This is a genomic window from Streptomyces sp. NBC_01384, from assembly GCF_045040035.1.
In the GTDB taxonomy this organism is placed as follows: domain Bacteria; phylum Actinomycetota; class Actinomycetes; order Streptomycetales; family Streptomycetaceae; genus Streptomyces.
In genome coordinates, this window is the sequence record NZ_CP109559.1 from 3,868,888 (window position 1) to 3,887,255 (window position 18,368).

The 18,368-nt window shown below is 70.4% G+C and carries 19 protein-coding genes; 2 read left to right on the forward strand and 17 right to left on the reverse strand.

Going from position 1 to position 18,368, the window contains the following annotated elements; all coding sequences use genetic code 11:
- Window positions 1–55: 55 nt before the first annotated feature.
- On the reverse strand, window positions 56–547 hold the full coding sequence (locus tag OG747_RS17460; protein WP_405880276.1) for a hypothetical protein: 492 nt from the start codon (window positions 545–547) through the stop codon (window positions 56–58).
- Between the two features lie 223 nt (window positions 548–770).
- Entirely contained in the window at window positions 771–932 is a 162-nt protein-coding gene (locus OG747_RS17465; protein WP_405880277.1) for a hypothetical protein, read from the reverse strand.
- A 65-nt stretch (window positions 933–997) separates the two neighbouring features.
- Between OG747_RS17465 and OG747_RS17470 the strand changes: the two genes are divergently transcribed.
- Window positions 998–2,215 carry an RNA-guided endonuclease InsQ/TnpB family protein gene (locus OG747_RS17470; RefSeq protein ID WP_405885578.1) on the forward strand — a complete coding sequence of 406 codons (1,218 nt, stop codon included), beginning with the start codon at window positions 998–1,000 and terminating at the stop codon, window positions 2,213–2,215.
- A 61-nt stretch (window positions 2,216–2,276) separates the two neighbouring features.
- Here OG747_RS17470 and OG747_RS17475 read toward each other — a convergent pair whose 3' ends face one another.
- The 12 genes from OG747_RS17475 to tsaB all read right to left on the reverse strand — a co-directional run bounded on the left by OG747_RS17475 (window position 2,277) and on the right by tsaB (window position 15,514).
- The gene (locus OG747_RS17475; protein ID WP_405885579.1) at window positions 2,277–3,275 is read right to left on the reverse strand and encodes an LCP family protein; all 999 of its coding nucleotides are present in this window, start codon (window positions 3,273–3,275) and stop codon (window positions 2,277–2,279) included.
- Window positions 3,276–3,489: 214 nt separating this feature from the next.
- Window positions 3,490–4,860 carry an endo-1,4-beta-xylanase gene (locus OG747_RS17480; protein WP_405880278.1) on the reverse strand — a complete coding sequence of 457 codons (1,371 nt, stop codon included), beginning with the start codon at window positions 4,858–4,860 and terminating at the stop codon, window positions 3,490–3,492.
- A gap of 100 nt (window positions 4,861–4,960) precedes the next feature.
- Window positions 4,961–6,010: a LacI family DNA-binding transcriptional regulator gene (locus OG747_RS17485; RefSeq protein ID WP_405880279.1), complete on the reverse strand. Its 1,050-nt coding sequence runs from the start codon at window positions 6,008–6,010 to the stop codon at window positions 4,961–4,963.
- A gap of 121 nt (window positions 6,011–6,131) precedes the next feature.
- The gene (locus OG747_RS17490; RefSeq protein ID WP_405880280.1) at window positions 6,132–8,360 is read right to left on the reverse strand and encodes a glycoside hydrolase family 3 N-terminal domain-containing protein; all 2,229 of its coding nucleotides are present in this window, start codon (window positions 8,358–8,360) and stop codon (window positions 6,132–6,134) included.
- Between the two features lie 70 nt (window positions 8,361–8,430).
- A complete protein-coding gene (locus OG747_RS17495; RefSeq protein ID WP_405885580.1) occupies window positions 8,431–9,291 on the reverse strand; it encodes a carbohydrate ABC transporter permease in 861 nt (286 codons plus the stop codon).
- A 32-nt stretch (window positions 9,292–9,323) separates the two neighbouring features.
- Window positions 9,324–10,358, reverse strand: coding sequence for a carbohydrate ABC transporter permease (locus OG747_RS17500; RefSeq protein ID WP_405880281.1), 1,035 nt, complete (start codon window positions 10,356–10,358; stop codon window positions 9,324–9,326).
- 9 nt (window positions 10,359–10,367) lie between these two features.
- Window positions 10,368–11,678, reverse strand: a complete 1,311-nt coding sequence (locus OG747_RS17505) for an extracellular solute-binding protein (RefSeq protein WP_405880282.1) — start codon at window positions 11,676–11,678, stop codon at window positions 10,368–10,370.
- Window positions 11,679–11,842: 164 nt separating this feature from the next.
- Complete coding sequence (locus tag OG747_RS17510; RefSeq protein ID WP_405880283.1) at window positions 11,843–12,901, reverse strand: LacI family DNA-binding transcriptional regulator; 1,059 nt, start codon at window positions 12,899–12,901, stop codon at window positions 11,843–11,845.
- Between the two features lie 100 nt (window positions 12,902–13,001).
- A complete protein-coding gene (locus tag OG747_RS17515; RefSeq protein ID WP_405880284.1) occupies window positions 13,002–13,253 on the reverse strand; it encodes a hypothetical protein in 252 nt (83 codons plus the stop codon).
- Window positions 13,250–14,359, reverse strand: a complete 1,110-nt coding sequence (gene tsaD, locus OG747_RS17520) for a tRNA (adenosine(37)-N6)-threonylcarbamoyltransferase complex transferase subunit TsaD (RefSeq protein ID WP_405880285.1) — start codon at window positions 14,357–14,359, stop codon at window positions 13,250–13,252. The genes OG747_RS17515 and tsaD overlap by 4 nt, the downstream gene beginning before the upstream one ends.
- Window positions 14,352–14,825: a ribosomal protein S18-alanine N-acetyltransferase gene (gene rimI, locus OG747_RS17525; RefSeq protein ID WP_405885581.1), complete on the reverse strand. Its 474-nt coding sequence runs from the start codon at window positions 14,823–14,825 to the stop codon at window positions 14,352–14,354. Before rimI ends, tsaD begins: the two co-directional genes overlap by 8 nt.
- Window positions 14,826–14,842: 17 nt before the next feature.
- Window positions 14,843–15,514 (reverse strand): tRNA (adenosine(37)-N6)-threonylcarbamoyltransferase complex dimerization subunit type 1 TsaB, encoded by a 672-nt coding sequence (gene tsaB / locus OG747_RS17530; RefSeq protein WP_405880286.1) that lies wholly within the window; start codon window positions 15,512–15,514, stop codon window positions 14,843–14,845.
- Window positions 15,515–15,637: 123 nt separating this feature from the next.
- On the opposite strand from tsaB, the gene OG747_RS17535 reads away from it, so the two are divergent.
- A complete protein-coding gene (locus OG747_RS17535) occupies window positions 15,638–16,192 on the forward strand; it encodes a hypothetical protein (protein WP_405880287.1) in 555 nt (184 codons plus the stop codon).
- 28 nt (window positions 16,193–16,220) lie between these two features.
- On the opposite strand, the gene OG747_RS17540 is transcribed toward OG747_RS17535, so the two are convergent.
- From OG747_RS17540 to OG747_RS17550, 3 genes are all read right to left on the reverse strand, one after another.
- On the reverse strand, window positions 16,221–16,394 hold the full coding sequence (locus OG747_RS17540; RefSeq protein WP_405880288.1) for a hypothetical protein: 174 nt from the start codon (window positions 16,392–16,394) through the stop codon (window positions 16,221–16,223).
- A 144-nt stretch (window positions 16,395–16,538) separates the two neighbouring features.
- Window positions 16,539–17,075 (reverse strand): tRNA (adenosine(37)-N6)-threonylcarbamoyltransferase complex ATPase subunit type 1 TsaE, encoded by a 537-nt coding sequence (tsaE, locus tag OG747_RS17545; protein ID WP_405880289.1) that lies wholly within the window; start codon window positions 17,073–17,075, stop codon window positions 16,539–16,541.
- On the reverse strand, window positions 17,041–18,279 hold the full coding sequence (locus OG747_RS17550; RefSeq protein ID WP_405880290.1) for an alpha/beta fold hydrolase: 1,239 nt from the start codon (window positions 18,277–18,279) through the stop codon (window positions 17,041–17,043). Before OG747_RS17550 ends, tsaE begins: the two co-directional genes overlap by 35 nt.
- Between the last annotated feature and the right edge of the window lie 89 nt (window positions 18,280–18,368).

Consider the following 18,368-nt stretch of genomic DNA (forward strand, 5'->3'; position numbering starts at 1 on the left):
TCGCCTCCTTCCCTCCATCCTGCCCCGACCACGGGCGGTCCGTGCTGCAAGGTCGTCATGCGCCCGCTCCTTTCTCCGTTTTCTCTGTTTTCTCCGTACGGGTCCCGGTACGCAGAGCGGCGCGCACCCGCCCGGCGTGGGCGTGCACCTCACCGGTCGCGAGGGCGGGGCGCCCGCCCCAGCACCCCCCGCACAACCCGCCCCGCAGCCCCTCACCGTCCCCGCCCGGCTCGCCGCACCCCGTGCACACCGCCTCGTACCGGGGCGCCGGCGCCGACGGCTGTGGCTCGGGCGACGGCGGCAGCTTGGCGAGGAGCCGGGCGCGTACGAAGCCGAACGCGTGCGCCACCTGGTCCGGGAGTCCCGACGTCATCGCCTGTACGAGCTGCGCCTCACCGGCGCCCCGCGCGAACCACTCGGCTGCCCGCTCCTCCAGCTCCGCGCACTCCCCCGCCGACAGCGTCAGCCGGGGGTCGACACGGCCGAGCCGGGTCAGCACGCCGTACGCCGACGAGCGCGCCGCCTCCGCCGGGGGCCGCTCGGTCACCGGCGTCTCCCCGGCGAGGAAGGCGTTCCACCAGGCGTCGTCGCGGCGAGGCCGTGCCGGTCTCGGCGCCGGTGCGCGAGCCGCGGATGTCATTGGCGGACGTCCAAAGCGAGGCGAACTGGCCGCTGCCGGGCTTCCGCGTCCGCCAACTCCTCTACTGGCGTTATCCGCTGACGTACCGGGTCGGTGGCGTCACCGGGATTCCCGGAGGATGCCGCGGCCTTCAGGCTGGGGAGGAATCCGGTTTCCCGCGGAGCGGGGCAGGAGAAGCCGGATCGCTGCCGGGCGATCCGGCGTCCGCCCGGTGAGCGGCGAGGGCGATCTCCAGGAGGTGGAGGATCTCGGAGTTGAGGGACCCCCGGTCCGCGGTGGTCTGAGCGGTCACCCGTTCGGGTAGGCCTGCCGGGATCCGGAGTGACAAACGAATCATGACGTTATGTTGGCGCCATGATGACACCCAGTGAAGCCGACGGGGCCGGGCGCGCCCGGTACACGTACCGGCTTCGCGTGTCCTCGGGCGCTGGTACGGCGCTGGAGGCGGAGTGGGCACGGTGCCGGTGGATCTGGAACGAGTGCGTCGCCAAGTCCAAGGCGGTCCACCTGCACAACAAGGCCACGGGGGAGAAGCGGACCTGTGGCCCGGCGCAGCTCGACCGGATGCTGACCGGGGCGCGGGAGCGTACGCCGTGGCTGCGGGAGGGCAGCTCGGTTGTTCAGCAGCAGGTGATCCGGGACTTCGGCAGGTCCCGTGCGAAGGCGCACAAGGACATTCGGGAGCGCCTGCCTCAGCGGCAGCGGGCCGGTATGCCGAGGTGGAAGAAGAAGCGCGAGGCCTTGGTGACGCTGAACTACACCCGGCGCGGGTTCCGGCTGAAGGACGATCGCCTGCACCTGGCGGGTGGGATCGTGCTGAGGGTGGTGTGGTCGCGCAGCCTGCCGGGCGACCCTTCCTCGGCGCGCGTGTACCGGGACAGCGTCGGGCACTGGTACTGCTCGTTCGTGGTCCCCACCGAGGTGCGGCCGCTGCCGGAGACCGCCCAGGTGCTCGGCGTGGACTGGGGCGTGAAGGAGACGGCGACCACCACCTCAAACGCCCACGACCTGCCGCACGCCCAGCACGGCCGCAAGGCGCAGGCCGGGCTGACCCGTTACGACCGGATGATGGCCCGCCGCAGACCGAAGAAGGGGCAGGCCGCCTCGAAGGGCTACCGCGAGGCGAAGAAGTGGCGGGCGAAGACCTACGCGAAGATCGCCCGGCAGCGGCAGGACACCGGCCGCAAGTGGGCGAAGAAGGTCGTGAGCGACCACGACGCCATCGCCGTCGAGGACTTCAGGCCGAAGTTTCTCGCCAAGTCCTCGATGGCGCGCAAGGCGGCGGACGCAGCGATCGGCGCCACGAAGAAGGCCCTGATCGAGATGGGCCGCAAGCACGGACGGGACATCCGTCTCGTGCATCCTGCACACACCACCATGGACTGCGCATCCTGCGGAGCGAGAACCAAGCACGCACTGCCGTTGTCCGAGCGCACCTACACCTGCACCGCATGCGGAGCCGTCTCCCCCAGAGACAAGAACTCCGCCCGCGTGATGCTCGTCCGGGCAGGTCTGAACCCGGCTGGTACCGAGGGCGTAAGACCACCGGGAGCGCTGCTCCCAGAGGCAGCCTGAGCCAGGAATCCCCGCTCAGCCCTGAAGGGAAGGAACCCCCTTCCTTCAGGGAGGGGAGCAGTCAATTGAGCGAGGCCCACAGGTCGCTCGCCTCCGGCTCGTTCGCCACCACCCGGTTGGGGTTCGACGGAGCCGTGACCACCGGCATGGTGATCGTCTTGACCTTGTCGGAGGACAGGGACTTGAGACTCTGGCCGAGCTTCATCAACTCACCCAGCGAGTCGAGACCCGTGTCCGTCGTCAGGCTTCCGGTGACCGCGTCGGCGACCTTGTAGAGCTTGGTGGGGTCGGTCAGCAGGGAGGTCGACGCCATCTGTTCCAGCAGCGCCTTCACCAGCTTCTGCTGGAGGCCTATGCGGCCGAGGTCGCTGCCGTCGCCTATGCCGTGGCGGGTGCGGGCCAGCGCCAGTGCCTGGGTGCCGCCCAGGTGGTGCGTGCCCGCCTTCAGGTGCAGATGGCTCTTGTCGTCGTCGATGTTCTGGTCCGTCGTCACCGTGACGCCGCCGAGCGCGTCCACGAGACTCGCGAAGCCCGAGAAGTCGATCTCGATGTAGTGGTCCATGCGGACGTCGGTGATGGACTCGACGGTCTTCACCGCGCAGACCGGACCACCGATCGAGTACGCGCTGTTGAACATCGTGTTGTACGCCACCGAGGTCGTCCCGCCGGACGAGGTCGGGCACGACGGGCGGGTCACCAGGGTGTCCCGGGGGATGCTCACCACCGTCGCCTTGGTGCGGCCCTCGTCGATGTGGACGACCATCGCGGTGTCCGAGCGGGCGCCCGAGCTGTCGCCGCCGCCGAGCGCCGCGTTCTTCTTGCCGCTGCGCGAGTCGGAGCCGAGGACCAGGATGTTCAGCGCCTCGCTCGGCAGCGGGGCCGCGGAGGCGGAGGCGGACGCCGACGGGGTCGACACCGCCTTCGCCGGACGATCGTCGCCCAGCGCGCTGTTGATGTCCACGCTCTTGATGTTGTGGTTCAGATGCCAGTAGGCCCAGCCCGCCCCCACGACGGAGAGCACGAGGACGCCGGCGAGCGTGGCACCGGCGACCTTCAGCAGGCCTCGCCGCCGGCCACTCCGTCTCGCGGCGCCCTCGTTCCCGTCTCCGCTCTCGGCCCCGTTCTCGGCCCCGTTCTTGTCCCCGCGCCCGGCCCCACGTTCGCCCCCACGCTCCTCTTCTGCAGTCACGCGGAGGAACGTAAGTCCGAATTATTACGAGCAGGAACCTCTTCTGGGGTTTCCTTCGGAAAATCTCAGACTTCTCACGCCACCCTCAGCCCAGCGTCACTGTGGGCACCGGATTGCTCCCGCTCCATGACGCGTTGAACCCGAACGTCACTGATCCGCCGTTCGGTACCGTTCCGTTGTACGAGGCGTTCGCGCACGTCACCGCCGCCCCGGACTGGGTGCAGTCGGCGTTCCAGGCCTGGGTGATCTGCTGGCCCGCGCCATACGTCCAACTCACCTTCCAGGATGAAAGCGCGGCCCCGGAACAGGCGATCTTCACCTGTCCCGTGAACCCCGTGTTCCACTGGCTCTGGACGCTGTAGGTGGCTGTGCACGCCCCCGTGGGCGGTGGCGTCGAGGTCCCGCCCAGTGAGCTCGCGATGGCGTAGTACGCCGGTTTCGGCAGGTAGTTCTCGTCGTACGGGGTCGCCGCGCCGTACCCGGAGAAGACGTCCGGAATCCAGGAGTCGGAGTCGGTGAAGCCCCAGACGGTGACGCCGTAGCACCGGGACACGGCCACGCACGCGTCGAACACCGCCTTGTAGTCGGCGGCCTGCTGCGTCAGCTTCGTACTGTCGGACGGGAGTTGCATACGAATGTCCAGCTCCGTGACCGCCACGTCGACGCCGAGGTCGGCGAAGCGCTGGATGTTCTGCTGGAGCGTGGACGGCACCTGGCCGAGGATGAGGTGGGCCTGGAGACCGACCCCGTCGATCGGGACGCCGCGCTGCTTCAACGACTTGACCAGGTTGTAGAGGGCGGTGCTCTTCGCGTTGACGCCCTCGACGTTGTAGTCGTTGATGTAGAGCTTGGCGCTCGGGTCGGCCGCGTGCGCCCAGGTCAGCGCCTGGGCGATGTAGTCGGAGCCGAGGCCGTTGTACCAGAGGGTCGAGCGGTAGGTGCCGTCCTCGTTGAAGGGCTCGTTCACCACGTCCCAGGAGGCCAGCTTGCCCTTGTAGCGGGTCACTTCGGTGGTGATGTGGTCCTGGAGCAGCGAACTGAGCTGCGCGGACGTCCAGGTGCCGTTCGTCAGCCAGCTCGGGTTCTGGCTGTGCCAGACCAGGGTGTGGCCGCGCACCTGCTGGTTGTGGGCCTGCGCGAAGGCGACGATCTGGTCGGCCTCGGTCCAGTTGTACGTGCCCCGGCTGGGCTCGACGGTCTCCCACTTCATGGCGTTGCCGGGGGTAAGCGAACCGAACTGGGCCCCGGCGATGTCGCCGTACGTCCCCGTGAGCTTGGAGCCGGTGACGGCGGTGCCGATGACCTTGCCCTTGGCGGCGGCGAGGTCGCGCAGCGGGGTGTCGGCCGCGTGGGCGGTCGTTCCGACCGCGAGCAGGGCGCCCACCGCCACGCAGCCGGTGAGGAGCGCCGTGAGGCGCGCACGTAAGGAAGTTCGAGAGTTTCGGGAGGTTCTCATTGCGGGTGCCTCCGAAAGTTTCGGTGGTGCAACCGATTGGCTTCGGAGAGTGTCGGGCCATGCGCCCCACTCGTCAATATCGGGAACAGCAATCCGTTCCCTATGCCGGAGCCGCCCCCGTACTGCTGCGCACCACCAGGCTCGTCGCCAGCTCCACCCTGGTTCCCGCCGCCGGCTGCTCCTCGCGCCCCAGTTCCAGCACCAGCCTGGCCGCCGCCTCCGCCATCTCCGTCAGCGGCTGTCGTACGGTCGTCAGCGGCGGCCCGACCCAGCGCGCCACCGGCAGATCGTCGAACCCGACGACGCTCACGTCCTCCGGGATGCGCAGCCCCAGCTCGCGCGCGGCCTCGTACAGGCCGAGGGCCTGGAGGTCGTTGCCGGTGAAGACGGCCGTCGGGCGGTCCGGGCGGCGCAGCAGGTCGAGGCCCAGCCGGTAGCCGTCCTCGTGGTGGAAGTTCCCGGTCACGATCAGCTCCGGGTCCACCGGCAGGCCCGCCGTCTCCAGCGCCGCCCGGTATCCGTCGACCCGCGCGCGGCTGCACATCATCCGCGAGGGCCCGCTGATCGCACCGATCCGCCGGTGCCCGAGCTCGACGAGATGGCGGGTCGCGGCCAGCCCGCCGTGCCAGTTGGTGGCGCCGATGGACGGTACGTCGTCGCCGGGGTCGCCCGCCGGGTCCATCACCACGAACGGGATGGACCGGCTGGTCAGCAGCGCGCGCTGGGACTCGTCGAGCCGGGACAGCACGAGGATCACGCCGTGCGGGCGGCGGGCGGCGACCTGGTCGGCCCAGGTCCGGCCGGGGGTCAGCCGGCCCGCGCTCTCGGACAGCACGACGCTCAGTCCCTCGTCCCGCGCCACGTTCTCGACGCCCCGGATGACCTCCATCGCCCAGGCGCTCTCCAGCTCGTGGAAGACCAGGTCGATGAGGGGTGAGCGGGTCGCCTCGGCCCGGCGGCGCCGGTAGCCGTAGGCACGCAGCAGCTCCTCGACGCGGGTGCGGGTGGCCGGGGCGACGTCGGCCCGGCCGTTGAGCACCTTCGAAACAGTCGGAGCGGACACGCCGGCCTCGCGGGCGATCTCGGCGAGGGTCGCGGTCCCCGAGGGCCGGTCAGTCGTCCGCTTTTCCACGGGCTTCGCGGGATTCATGGGCGCGATGGTATCCCCGGTCACACGCGGGGCGACCCCTCTCCGACCTAAGGAAGATCCATAACATTCGGGGATGGGAAGGAAACATTCGGAACATTCGGAGGCCACAGCAACCGACGGCTCACTTCACCCGCACCTCGCACCGCATCCGCCGCTCCCGCCCCACCACCCGCTCGGGCCCGGTCAGCGTCACCGGCACCGCGTACCCCACATCCCCCCCGGCGCTGGAGACCGCCAACCGCAGTTCCAGCGCCCCCGGTTCGACGATCCGGTCGCCGTCCGGGCCGGTGTACGCGGCCAGGTCCGCCGGGACGGTGAAGTGGACCTCCGCCGATGCCCCCGCCTCCAGCGGCACCCGCGCATAGCCCACCAGCCGGGCCACCGGACGGGCCACCTTGCCGACCGGGTCGTGGAGATAGAGCTGCACGACCTCGGTACCGGCCCGCTCCCCCGTGTTGCGGACGGTCAGCCGCAGGGTCGTCTCGCCGTCCGTAGGGAACGCGGTGTCGTCGACCGACGGCACCTGCCAGTCGTACGTCGTGTAGGACAGCCCGTGTCCGAACGGGAACAGCGGCGTCGGGTCGAGGTTGCTGGCCTCGCCGCGCTGTCCGAGGGGCGGGGCGAGATACGTCCACGGCTGCCCGGCGCGCTCGCGCGGCACGCTCACCGGGAGCCGCCCCGAGGGGTTCACCCGCCCGGACAGCACCCCGGCCACCGCGGGACCCCCCTCCTGACCCGCGAAGAACGCCTGCACCACCGCCGCGCACCGGTCCGCCCAGCGCCCGAGCGCGTACGGCCGCCCCGAGAGCAGCACCAGCACCACCGGCGTCCCGGCGGTCAGCGCCTTGTCCACCACCTCCCCCTGCCCCTCGGGCAGTTCGAGGTCGGCCGCGTCGCAGCCCTCGCCCGACGTCCCGCGCCCGAACAGCCCCGAGCGGTCGCCCACAGCCACCACGCACACATCGGAGGCCACCGGATCGTCCGTGAACTCCACGTCGGGCAGCTCCGCGCGCAGCGCCTCCAGCAGCGTCGGCACGCCCACCCCCATCTCGACCTCGGGGTGGTCGAGGAGGACATGGCGGGGGAAGGTGTAGCAGCCGAGCATGGCCGCGGGATCGTCGGCCAGCGGACCGAGGACGGCGATCCGCCGCACCCCGGACGCCAGCGGCAACGTACCGCCGTTGGCGAGCAGGACGACGGACTCCTCCGCCAACTGCCGTGCCAGCGCCCGCATGTGCGGCGGATCGAGATCGACGGGTCCGGAGTCCGCGGTCTCTGCCGCCCAGCCCGGATCCAGCAGCCCCAGCTCGCACTTCTGCGTCAGCACCCGCAGCGCGGCCCGGTCCACCACCTCCTCGTCGAGGGGCCCGGCGCCGTAGCAGCGCACGGCGGGCAGCTCGACGTCCACGCCCGCCGCGAGCGCGAGCGCCGCCGCCCCGGCAGGGGAGTCGGTGAGTCCGTGCGCGGACTCCAGGAAGGACACCCCGAAGTAGTCGGCCACGACCGTGCCGGTGAACTGCCACTCCTCCCGCAGGAGTTCGGTGAGCAGGCGGCGGTGGGCGTGGGCGGGCAGCCCGTCGAGGTCGTTGTACGAGGCCATCACCGAGCGTGCGCCGCCCTCCCGTACGGCCATCTCGAACGGTGGCAGGATGACGTCCGCCAGTTCGCGCGGGCCGAGCGAGGCGGGCGCGTGGTTGCGGGCGCCGCGGGAGGCCGAGTACCCGGCGAAGTGCTTGAGGGTGGCGACGATGCCCGCCGCCTCCAGGCCCTGGACGTAGGCGGTGCCGACGGTCGCCACGAGGTAGGGGTCCTCGCCGATCGACTCCTCCGTACGGCCCCAGCGGGGGTCGCGTACGACGTCGAGGACGGGGGCGAGGCCCTGGTGGATGCCGACCGAGCGCATCGAGGCGCCGATCGCCGCCGCCATCTCCTTCACCAGGGCCGGGTCGAAACTCGCGCCCCAGGCGAGCGGGGTGGGGAAGACCGTCGCCTGCCAGGCCGTGAACCCGGTGAGGCACTCCTCATGGGCGAGCGCCGGCAGCCGGAAGCGGTTGGCGCAGCGGATGCGTTCTTGGAGGGAGGCGAGGCGGGCGGCGCCCTCGGCCGGGTCGACGGGCGCGGTGCCGAAGGGGCGGGTCAGCTGGCCGAGCCCGTGCGGGAGCAGCTCCGTCAGGTCGATCTCCTCGGACAGGGCGTGCTGCAGCGGCGCCATGTCGCCGCCCGGGGTCTCGTTCGAGCCGGGCCACACGCTGTAGAGCTGGGCGATTTTCTCTTCCGTGGTCATACGGGCGAGCAGATCGGCGGCGCGGACGTCTGCGGGCAGAGCGGGGTCCTGCCAGGGGTCGGTCATATAACTCCTCACATCTACACATCTATGCGTATATACACACATCTACTGAGGCATCTGGAGGGGCTGGTGTTCAGCCCTTGGTCGCGCCGATCGTGATGCCGCCGATCAGCTGTCGTTCGGCGACCGCGTAGAAGGCCAGGGCGGGCGCCATGGCGAGGACCAGGTACGCGAAGATGCGGGCCACGTCGGAGGCGTACTGGCCCTGGAACTGCTGGATGCCGACGGGGACCGTCCACCATGTGGGTTCGCTGAAGACGAGCAGGGGGAGCAGGAAGTTGTTCCAGCTGCCCACGATGGCGAGGACGGAGACCGTGCCGAGCGCCGGGCGGGCCAGCGGCAGCAGGATGCGCCAGAAGAAACCGAAGGAGGAGCAGCCGTCGAGCGTGGCCGCCTCCTCCAGTTCGCCGGGGATCTCCCGGAAGAAGCCGCGCAGGATGACGATCGTCATGGGCAGCCCGAAGGCGGCCTGGGGCAGGATCACGCCCCAGGGGTTGTCGAGGAGCCCGAAGGTGCGCAGCAGGATGAAGAGGGGCAGGATCGCCACCGCGAACGGGAACATCAGGCCCATCGTGAAGACGGTGAACAGCACCTCCCGCCCCCGGAAGGCGAACCGGGCGAGCGCGTAGGCGGCGAGCGCCGACGCGCCGACCGTCAGCAGGGCGGTGGCCACGGCGATCAGGGTGCTGCTGCCGACGGACCGCCAGAAGGGGCCCGAGCCGAGCAGTGATGTGTAGTTCGAGGTCACCCAGGGGTGCGGGAGGCCGAAGGTGTTGGTGGAGAGCTGGTCGGTGGACTTGAAGCCGGAGACGAGGGCGTAGAGCAGCGGGGTCACCATGACCGCGCCGACCAGCCACAGGATCACGTACACGGGCAGGGTGCGCAGCCTGCGACGGCGTACGACACTCTTCGGGACCGTGTTCTTCGGGACCATGGTCTTCGAGACCGTGCTCTTCACGACCGCGCTCATCGGTTGGCTCGCATGGTGGTGATGGCTCCTTCGGTGTCGCGGCGCAGCACGAAGCGCTGGTAGGCGAGGGCGAAGACGAGGCTGATCAGGAACATGGCCACGCTGATCGCGCTGGCGTAGCCCATCTGGTAGCGCTTGAAGCCGTACTGGAACATGCTGATGACCATGGTTTCGGAGTGATGGTCGGGACCGCCCGCGGAGATCACCCACACCAGGTCGAACAGCTGGATGGCGCCGATCACGGACAGGAACACGCTGATCCGCAGGGTCGGCGCGAGCAGCGGCAGCGTGACGTGGCGGAAGCGCTGCCAGCTGCCGGCGCCGTCGATGCGCGCCGCCTCGTGCAGCTCGGCCGGGATACCTTGCAGGCCCGCCAGGTAGAGCATCATGTGGAAGCCGAAGTACTTCCAGGTCATGACGAGGAAGAGGGTCGGCAGGACGGTGTTCTGGCCCGCGAACCAGAGCCCGCCCAGGCCGTCGAGGCCGACCGCGCCGAGGACCTTGTCGGCGAGCCCGTCGCCCGGCGAGAAGATCATGCTGAACAGCACGCCGGTGATGACCTCGGAGAGGATGTACGGCGCGAAGAACAGCATCCGGTAGATCGCCCGGCCGCGCAGCTTCTGGTTGAGCAGCACGGCCATGGCGAGTGCGAACGGCAGCTGGAGGACGAGGGAGAAGGCGACCAGCAGGAAGCCGCGCCACAAGTCCCCGAGGAACACGGGGTCGTGGAAGAGCCGGGTGTAGTTATCGAACCCCACGGAGTCGGTGGGCGACCCGAATCCGCCCCAGTTGAAGAAGCTGACGTAGAAGGCGTAGCCCATCGGTACGAGGACGAGCATCCCGAACAGGACGAGCGCCGGGACCGTGAAGACGAAGGCCGCGAACCAGTCGCGCACGCGCCGCAGGGCGGGACGGCGGGGCCCCTGGCCCGGTGAAACGGCGGTCACGCCGGTCGACTTACCGAGACCGGGCACGTACGTCGATGGGGTCGAGGTCGAAGCAGAGGTCGAGGTCGAGGTCGAGTGCGTCATCGCCGCCCGCTAGCTCTTCTCGCTCTTGGCGACCTGGGTGACCGACCGCGTGACCTGCTCGGGGGACTTGGAGCCCGCGATCAGCGCGGCGACGCTGTCGTTGATCTCCTGGCCGATGGCAGGGGCGTACGCCTGGTCGAGGTAGAGCTGGAAGCCGGTGGCCTTGTTCAGGGCGTCCGAGACGGCGGTGAGGTTGGGGTCGGTGAGGGCGCCGGCCGCGTCCTTGGACACCGGTATCAGGCCGGTCTCCTTGACGAGCTTCGAGGCGAACTCCTTCTCGGCGAAGAACTTCAGGAACTCCACCGCCGCGTCCGGCGCGCCCTTGCGGAGCGCGTGGCCGCCGCCCCCGCCGAACACCTCGGTGAGTGCGCCCTTTCCGCCCTCCACGGAGGGGAAGGAGAAGAAGCCGAGGTCGTCGCCGATGCCCTTGCCCGAGTCCTTCTCGACGGTCGGCGCCCACTGGCCCATCAGTTCCATGGCCGCCTTGCCGTTGCCCATCAGGGCCGCCTCGCCGTTGGGGTCGGAGTAGGCCCCGCCGAGGAAACCCTTCTGGAAGGGTTCGAGCGCGACGAGGTCCTTGAGGTGCTGACCCGCCGTCACGAAGCCCTCGCCGGTGAAGTCGGCGTCGGTGGCCGCCTTCTGCATCGCCTCCAGCCCGGCGACGCGCATCGACAGATACGCCCAGTAGTACATGCCGGGCCACTTCTCCTTGCCGGCCAGCGCGATGGGCGTGATCCCGGCGCTCTTGAGGGCCTTGACGGCGTCGAGGTAGCCGGACCAGGTGGTGGGCGGGGTGGTGATCTTGGCCTTCTTGAAGAGCGCCTTGTTGTACCAGAAGCCGACCATGCCGATGTCGAACGGAACGGCGTACGTCTTCTTGTCGAACTGGTAGGCCGCCTGCGAGGCGGGCACATAGTCCTTTGTCCACGAAGCGGTCTTGTCGGTCAGGTCCTCGACCAGGCCCGCGTCGATCTGCTGCTTGAGTACGCCGCCGCCCCAGGTGTGGAAGATGTCCGGCAGCTTCCCCGAGGTGGTCAGCGCGGTCATCTTCGACTTGTACGCCTCGTTCTCCAGCGTGACGACCTTGACCTTCACGTCCGGGTGCGCGGCCTCGAAGTCCTTGGCGCGCTGGGCCCACAGCTTCTTCGCGGGCTGGGTGGTGGTGATGTTCCACCACTCGATGGTGGTCTTGCCCGAACTGTTCCCGCTGTCGGAGGAGCCGCACGCGCTCAGGGCGGCCGCCCCCAGTCCGGTCGCCGCGGAGGCCGCCAGGAACCTCCGGCGGGAGAGAGAGGTGTAGGTGTTGCCCGACGCTCGCATCGCAGACCTTCCGGAAGAGGGCCGATAATTATCGGTGGAGTGCGCCGGAAGTTACGGGGCGGCGACAGGCGTGTCAACGCTCCTGACAAATCTCGGGTGGTTCTTCGGGTGCGGGCCGGTGAGGGCTGGTCGCGTAGATCCCCGCGCCCCTTACGGGGCGCCCCTCAACCCCGACGCGCGGTACTGGCCCGAACCACCAGCTCGGTAGCCAGCTCGACCCTCGGAGACACCGGCTCTTCCCCCAGCGCCAGCCGCAGCACCGTCCGCGTGGCCAACTTCCCCATGTCCGCGAGCGGCTGCCGCACGGTCGTCAACGGCGGCGCGGACCACCGAACCTCCGGCAGATCGTCGAACCCGACGACACTCATGTCCTCCGGCACCCGCAACCCCCGCCGCCGCAACGCCTCGATGGCACCCAGCGCCATCTGGTCACTCGCCGCGAACAGCGCGGTCGGCGGTTCCTCCAGGTCGAGCAGCGCATTGCACCCGTCGAAGCCCGACTGGTGGTAGAAATCCCCCGGCACGATCAGGGCATCGTCGACCGCGACCCCCGCCCCCTCCAACGCCGCCCGGTATCCGTCCAGCCGCGCCCGCGAGCACAGCAACCGCACCGGCCCGGCGACGAACCCGATCCGGCGATGGCCGAGCCCGAGCAGATGCTCCGTCGCCGCCATCCCGCCCGCCCAGTTGGCGGCGCCGACGGTCGGCACGTCCAGGGTCGGGGACCCCGCCGGGTCCACCGCGACCAGCGGCACCCCGAGCCGCCGCAACTCCTCGTGCAGCCGGGGCTCCAGGACCGAGGTCACCAGGATCACGCCGTCCGAGGCACGGGCCCGCAGATTGGTCATCCACTGCTGAGCCGAGCCCGACGCCCCATGGATGCCCGACGCCCCATGGATGGCGGAGACCACCGTGCCCACGCCCGACGCGTGCGCGACCTCCTCGACCCCTCGGATGATCTCCACGGCCCAGGGGCTGTCGAGGTCGTTGAAGACCAGGTCGATCAGGGCCGCCCGGTCACCCGGCGCGGACGACTTGCGCTGGTAGCCGTAGTGCCGCAGCAGATCCTCGATACGGGCCCGGGTCTCCGGCGACACGTCGGAGCGGCCGTTGACGACACGCGACACGGTGGGCACCGAGACGCCGGCCTGCCGGGCGATCTCGGTGATCGTCACCTTGTTCTTGATGCTCTCCCGGGCCACTGCGCCCACCTCCGTCGACACGTCCAAGCGCCCCTCTACCGTTCCACGCCCACGCGCGAAACTTTGCAGGAGTCTTCCGGAAAAATGAGGTCGGCGTGAAGCCCAGCCGGAAACGAAGGCGTCAGGAGACCGACTCGAACCGCCACCGATGGACCGCCCGGGTCACCAACTCCCCGTCCGGCTCCGGGAGTTCGGGCAGCTCGGCGTCGTATGCCGCATCCCACCAGGTGATGACGAGCACCCGGTCCTGCGGCGCGCGCAGCACCTCCCGCCGCAGCGGCTCCCCCGGCAGCTCCTGCGCCCGCACCCAGGCGAGCAGCTCCTCGCCCCGCCCGGCGACGGCCCGCGCCTCCCACATCAGCGCGACGGTCACGAGTACAGATTTTCCTTGCTGACCTCGTGCACATGATCGTGCACATGATCGTGCGCGTGGGAGCGGCCCGGCACATGCGGATCGGTCACCGGCAGCGAGGAGTCCGCCGACAGGTCCCAGTCGGAGGCGGCCCGGTTGCGGGAGACCATCTCCGCGCCCAGCGCGGCCACCATCGCCCCGTTGTCCGTGCACAGCTTCGGCCGCGGCACCCGCAGCCGGATCCCGGCGGCCTCGCAGCGCTCCCGGGCCAGCACACGCAGCCGGGAGTTGGCGGCCACCCCGCCGCCGATCATGAGGTGGTCGACGCCCTGGTCCTTGCAGGCCCGTACGGCCTTGCGGGTCAGCACGTCCACCACCGCCTCCTGGAAGGACGCGGCCACATCACGCACCGGCACCTCCTCCCCGGCCGCCCGCTTGGCCTCGATCCAACGGGCCACCGAGGTCTTCAGACCGGAGAAGGAGAAGTCGTACGCCGGGTCGCGCGGCCCGGTCAGCCCGCGCGGGAAGGCGATCGCGGACGGATCGCCCTCCTTCGCGTACCGGTCGATGACCGGACCGCCCGGGAAGCCGAGGTTGAGCACGCGCGCGATCTTGTCGAAGGCCTCGCCCGCGGCGTCGTCGATGGTCGCGCCCATGGGACGTACATCGGAGGTGATGTCGGTCGAGAGCAGCAGGGACGAATGGCCGCCGGAGACGAGGAGGGCCATCGTCGGCTCCGGCAGCGGCCCGTGCTCCAGCTGGTCCACGCAGATGTGGGAGGCGAGGTGGTTGACGCCGTACAGCGGCTTGCCCAGCGCGTACGCGTACGCCTTCGCCGCCGAGACCCCGACGAGCAGCGCACCGGCGAGCCCGGGCCCCGCGGTGACGGCGATGCCGTCCAGGTCGGAGGCCGCGACCCCCGCCTCCTTCAGCGCCCGGTCGATGGTCGGCACCATCGCCTCCAGGTGGGCGCGGGAGGCGACCTCCGGCACGACGCCGCCGAAGCGGGCGTGCTCGTCGACGCTGGACGCGACGGCGTCCGCGAGCAGAGTGGTGCCGCGGACGATGCCGACGCCGGTCTCGTCGCAGGAGGTCTCGATACCCAGGACAAGCGGTTCGTCAGCCATTGTTCTCTGTTCCTCGTACGGATGCGGAAGGGTCATGGAGGCGCATGACCAAGGCGTCGACGTTGCCCGGCTGGTAGTAGCCGCGGCGGAAACCGATGGGCTCGAAGCCGAAGCGCTCGTACAGCTTCTGCGCGCGGACGTTGTCCACCCGGCACTCGAGCATCACCTCGGCGCACTCGAAGTCGGTCGCGGCCCGCAGCAGCTCGGTCAGCAGCCGGGCACCGAGGCCGGTGCCCCACTGATCACGGCGTACGGCGATGGTCTGTACGTCGCCCAGGTCGCCGGAGGCGACGAGTCCGGCGTATCCGACGAGCCGCTCGCCCTCGGTCGCGACCAGATACCGGCGCGTCGCCTCGGGCCCGCGCGCATGCGCCAGCTCGGACCAGAACATCCCGCGTGACCAGGCGTCCTCGGGGAAGAGGTCCTTCTCCAGAGCCAGTACGGGATCGATGTCCCACCAGCGCATCTCGCGCAGTTCGGCGGTCACTTCGGGGTGACCACCTTGTAGTTCTTGGGCACCTGGGCGTCCGGGCGGCGCAGATAGAGCGGCCGGGGGGCGGCCAGTTCCTCGCCCGCGGCCAGCTTCTCCGCCGCCAGAGACGCGAGCGCGGCGGCCGAGACATGCTCGGGCGCGCGGGCGTCCGGGAAGGTGTCGGGGTAGAGCAGCGCGCCCGCGCCCACGGCGGGCAGGCCGGCGACCGTGTCGGCGATCTCGGCGGGCCGGTCGACGGCGGGCTCCGAGAGACGGGTACGGGGGTCTGCGTACCGCGCCCAGTACACCTCCTTGCGCCGGGCGTCCGTCGCGACGACGAACGGCCCCTCGATGCCGGTGCCGTCGGTGACGTCGGTGGCGTAGGCGAGCCCGTCGAGGGTGCACAGGCCGTACACGGGCACGCCGAGCGCCAGGCCGAAGGTGTCAGCGGTCATGAGGCCGACGCGCAGCCCCGTGTACGGGCCGGGGCCGACGCCCACGACGATGCCGGTGACGGCGTCCAGTTTGAGGCCTGCCTCGGCCAGTACCCGGTCGACGGCCGGCAGCAGCAGCTCTCCGTGCCGACGCGCGTCCACCTGGCTCGACGAGGCGATGACGGACGTGCCGTCGTGCAGGGCGACGGTCACGGCGGGAGTGGCGGTATCCAGAGCGAGCAAGAGCACGCAAACAGCCTACGGCGCCCGAGCGGGAAGCACGGCCGCCCCGGTCTGCGGGACAGTGGCTGCTACCGTCACCACACAGGACGTAAGGGACACTAACGCGATACGGAGAGGTGGGCACCCAAGGTGGCTAGCAGCAGCTCGGGATTCGTGGCCGGGCTCACCGCGGCGGCCGTCGCGGTGGTCGGCTTCCTCGCCTACCAGGCGTCGGCGAACGTGCCGGACACCCTTGGCAGGCCCCAGGCGAGCGCGTCCCCCAAGGCCACCGCCACGAAGGCCCCCCGGGACAAGAAGAACCCGGTGGCGCTGCCCACCGGCTCCGGCACCGGCGAGCGGGTCGTCTACTCGGTCGACGACGACCGCGTCTGGCTGGTCGGGGCGGACAACAGGACCCAGCGCACCTTCAAGGTCACCCCCGGCACGGTGGACCCGGCCGTCGGCACCCACGCCGTCACCTCACGCTCCAAGGTCTTCACCGGATCGGACGGCGCCCAGATCGAGCACGTCGTCCGCTTCACCGTCGTCGACGGCGTCACGGTCGGCTTCAGCGCGGCGGTCGACGGCTCCACGGCCTCCCCCGACTCCTCCAAGAAACTCGGCGGCATCCGAGAGTCCCTCGCGGACGGCACCGCGATGTGGAACTTCGCGACGATCGGCGTAAAGGTCGTAGTGATCCAGTAGCCCGAGAACCGACCTCCCGGCGGAGCGCTCACGCAGCCTTACGGGGCTGCTCGGCCACACGCGGCGCCTCCGGCGACGGCGCCCGCGGCGGCCGGGACACCGCGTCGGCGGCGGCACACGACGCCAGTAGATCCCGCATCGACACCCCGGCCATCGCCACACGCGGCTGCTGCGCCGGCACGTCACGTTCTGAAGCCGACATGGACGCCTCCTGGGGCTTCGGGGGCAAGCGTGGTTAGGTAGACCTAACTAAGGACTGATCTCCATGTGACCACGGCCGGGATGCCGAACGCAACATTTTGCCGACGACTTGTCGGAACGTTCGAAGACCGGACAAAGGCAAAGATCAGGTCGCGAGCACGCTCAGGTCCACCGTCGCCCAGCGCCCCCCGAGCCCGGTGACCGTGACGTGTCGTACCTCGTCCGTGGTGTCTCCGACGGCCCGGTGGATGACGACACGCAGCCGGTCGTCGGTCAGCTCCTCGACCTTGCCCTCGCCCCACTCCACGACGATCACCGAGTCGGAGAGCGAGACGTCGAGGTCGAGGTCCTCCATCTCGTCGAGCCCGCCGCCCAGGCGGTACGCGTCCACGTGCACGAGCGGCGGACCGCCGCCGAGAGAGGGGTGCACACGGGCGATGACGAAGGTCGGGGAGGTGACCGCGCCGCGCACGCCGAGCCCCTCGCCGAGCCCGCGCGTCAGGGTCGTCTTGCCCGCGCCGAGCTCCCCGTTCAGCATCACGAGATCACCCGCGCGCAGCAGCTTGGCCAGGTGCAGGCCCAGCTCCCGCATCTGCTCGGGCGAGTTGACGGTGATCCGGACGCCCGCGCCCTCGGCGGCGGCGGGCTCAGCCGGGCTGTGCGGTGTGGCTGGTGCTTCCATAGCCACCCACGGTAGCCCCTGCCGGGACGGCGCCCGCGCGCATGAGGAGGTCGGCGAGCCGGTCTATGACCACCTCGGGGTGCTCCAGCATGACCAGGTGTCCGGCGTCCGGTACGAGCACCAGTTCGGCGTCCGGCAGCAGGTCCGCGATGGCCTCGCTGTGCTCGCTCGGGGTCACCATGTCGCCGACCCCGGCCAGCACCAGCACGGGCAGTTCGGCGAAGGACGCCAGTGCCTCGGTCTTGTCGTGATCGGTGAACGCCGGGTAGAACTCCGCGACCACGTCGATCGGGGTGCCCTCGATCATCCGCTCGGCGAACCGGGCGATGGCCGGGTCGACGTCCCGGGACGCGAACGAGTACCGCTTGATGATCCCGGCGAACAGATCGGCCGTGGCCCGCCGCCCCCGCTCCACCAGGGCGGCCTGCTGACCGAGCGCCCTCAGGACGCCGGGCAGTACCCACCGCACCGCGTTGACGCCCGCGACGGGCAGCCCGAAGTTGACCTCGCCGAGCCGCCCCGACGACGTACCGACGAGGCCGACGGCGACCACCCGGTCCCGTACGAGTTCCGGATACTGGTCGGCCAGCGCCATGATGGTCATCCCGCCCATGGAGTGTCCCACCAGCACGATCGGCCCTTCGGGCACGGCCGCGTCGATGACGGCCTTCAGATCGCGGCCGAGCTGGTCGATGGAGACCGGCTTCCCTTCCTGAAGCTGGGCGATCCCGTGCCCGGAGCGGCCGTGGCTGCGCTGGTCCCAGTGCACCGTGCGCACCACCCCGCGCAGCGCGGCGCGCTGGAAGTGCCAGGAGTCCTGGTTGAGGCAGTACCCGTGGCTGAAGACGACGGTGACGGGGGCCGGGGCCTTGCGCCCGAAGAGCCGGCGCCGGCGCGGGGTGAACGTCACATCCTGCTCGATGTCGTCCACCTCGTAGTACAACTCGGTGCCGTCGTCGGCGTGCGCCTTGCCGGGGGTGCCCCGCAGCGAGCCGTACGGGCCCGTCGAGTCGAGTGCGAGGCGGGCCTTGTTGCGCATACCGCGGCCGACCGTGAGCCGCTCTATGGCGACTCCGGCGGCGGCGCCCGCGGCGACCACGCCTATGGCGACGCCGGCGATACCGGCCTTGCGCCAGTTCCCGGCGGCGGAGGCGACGGCCACCGCGGCGGCGCCCGTGACGGCCTCCGTACTGCTCTCGCTCACGTACCGCTCCTCTTCACCGGGATGTCGTTCACTTCAGGAGGTGATGCTGCTGGTGGTGCTCGTGCTGCCGATGGTGCTGGTGGTGCCGA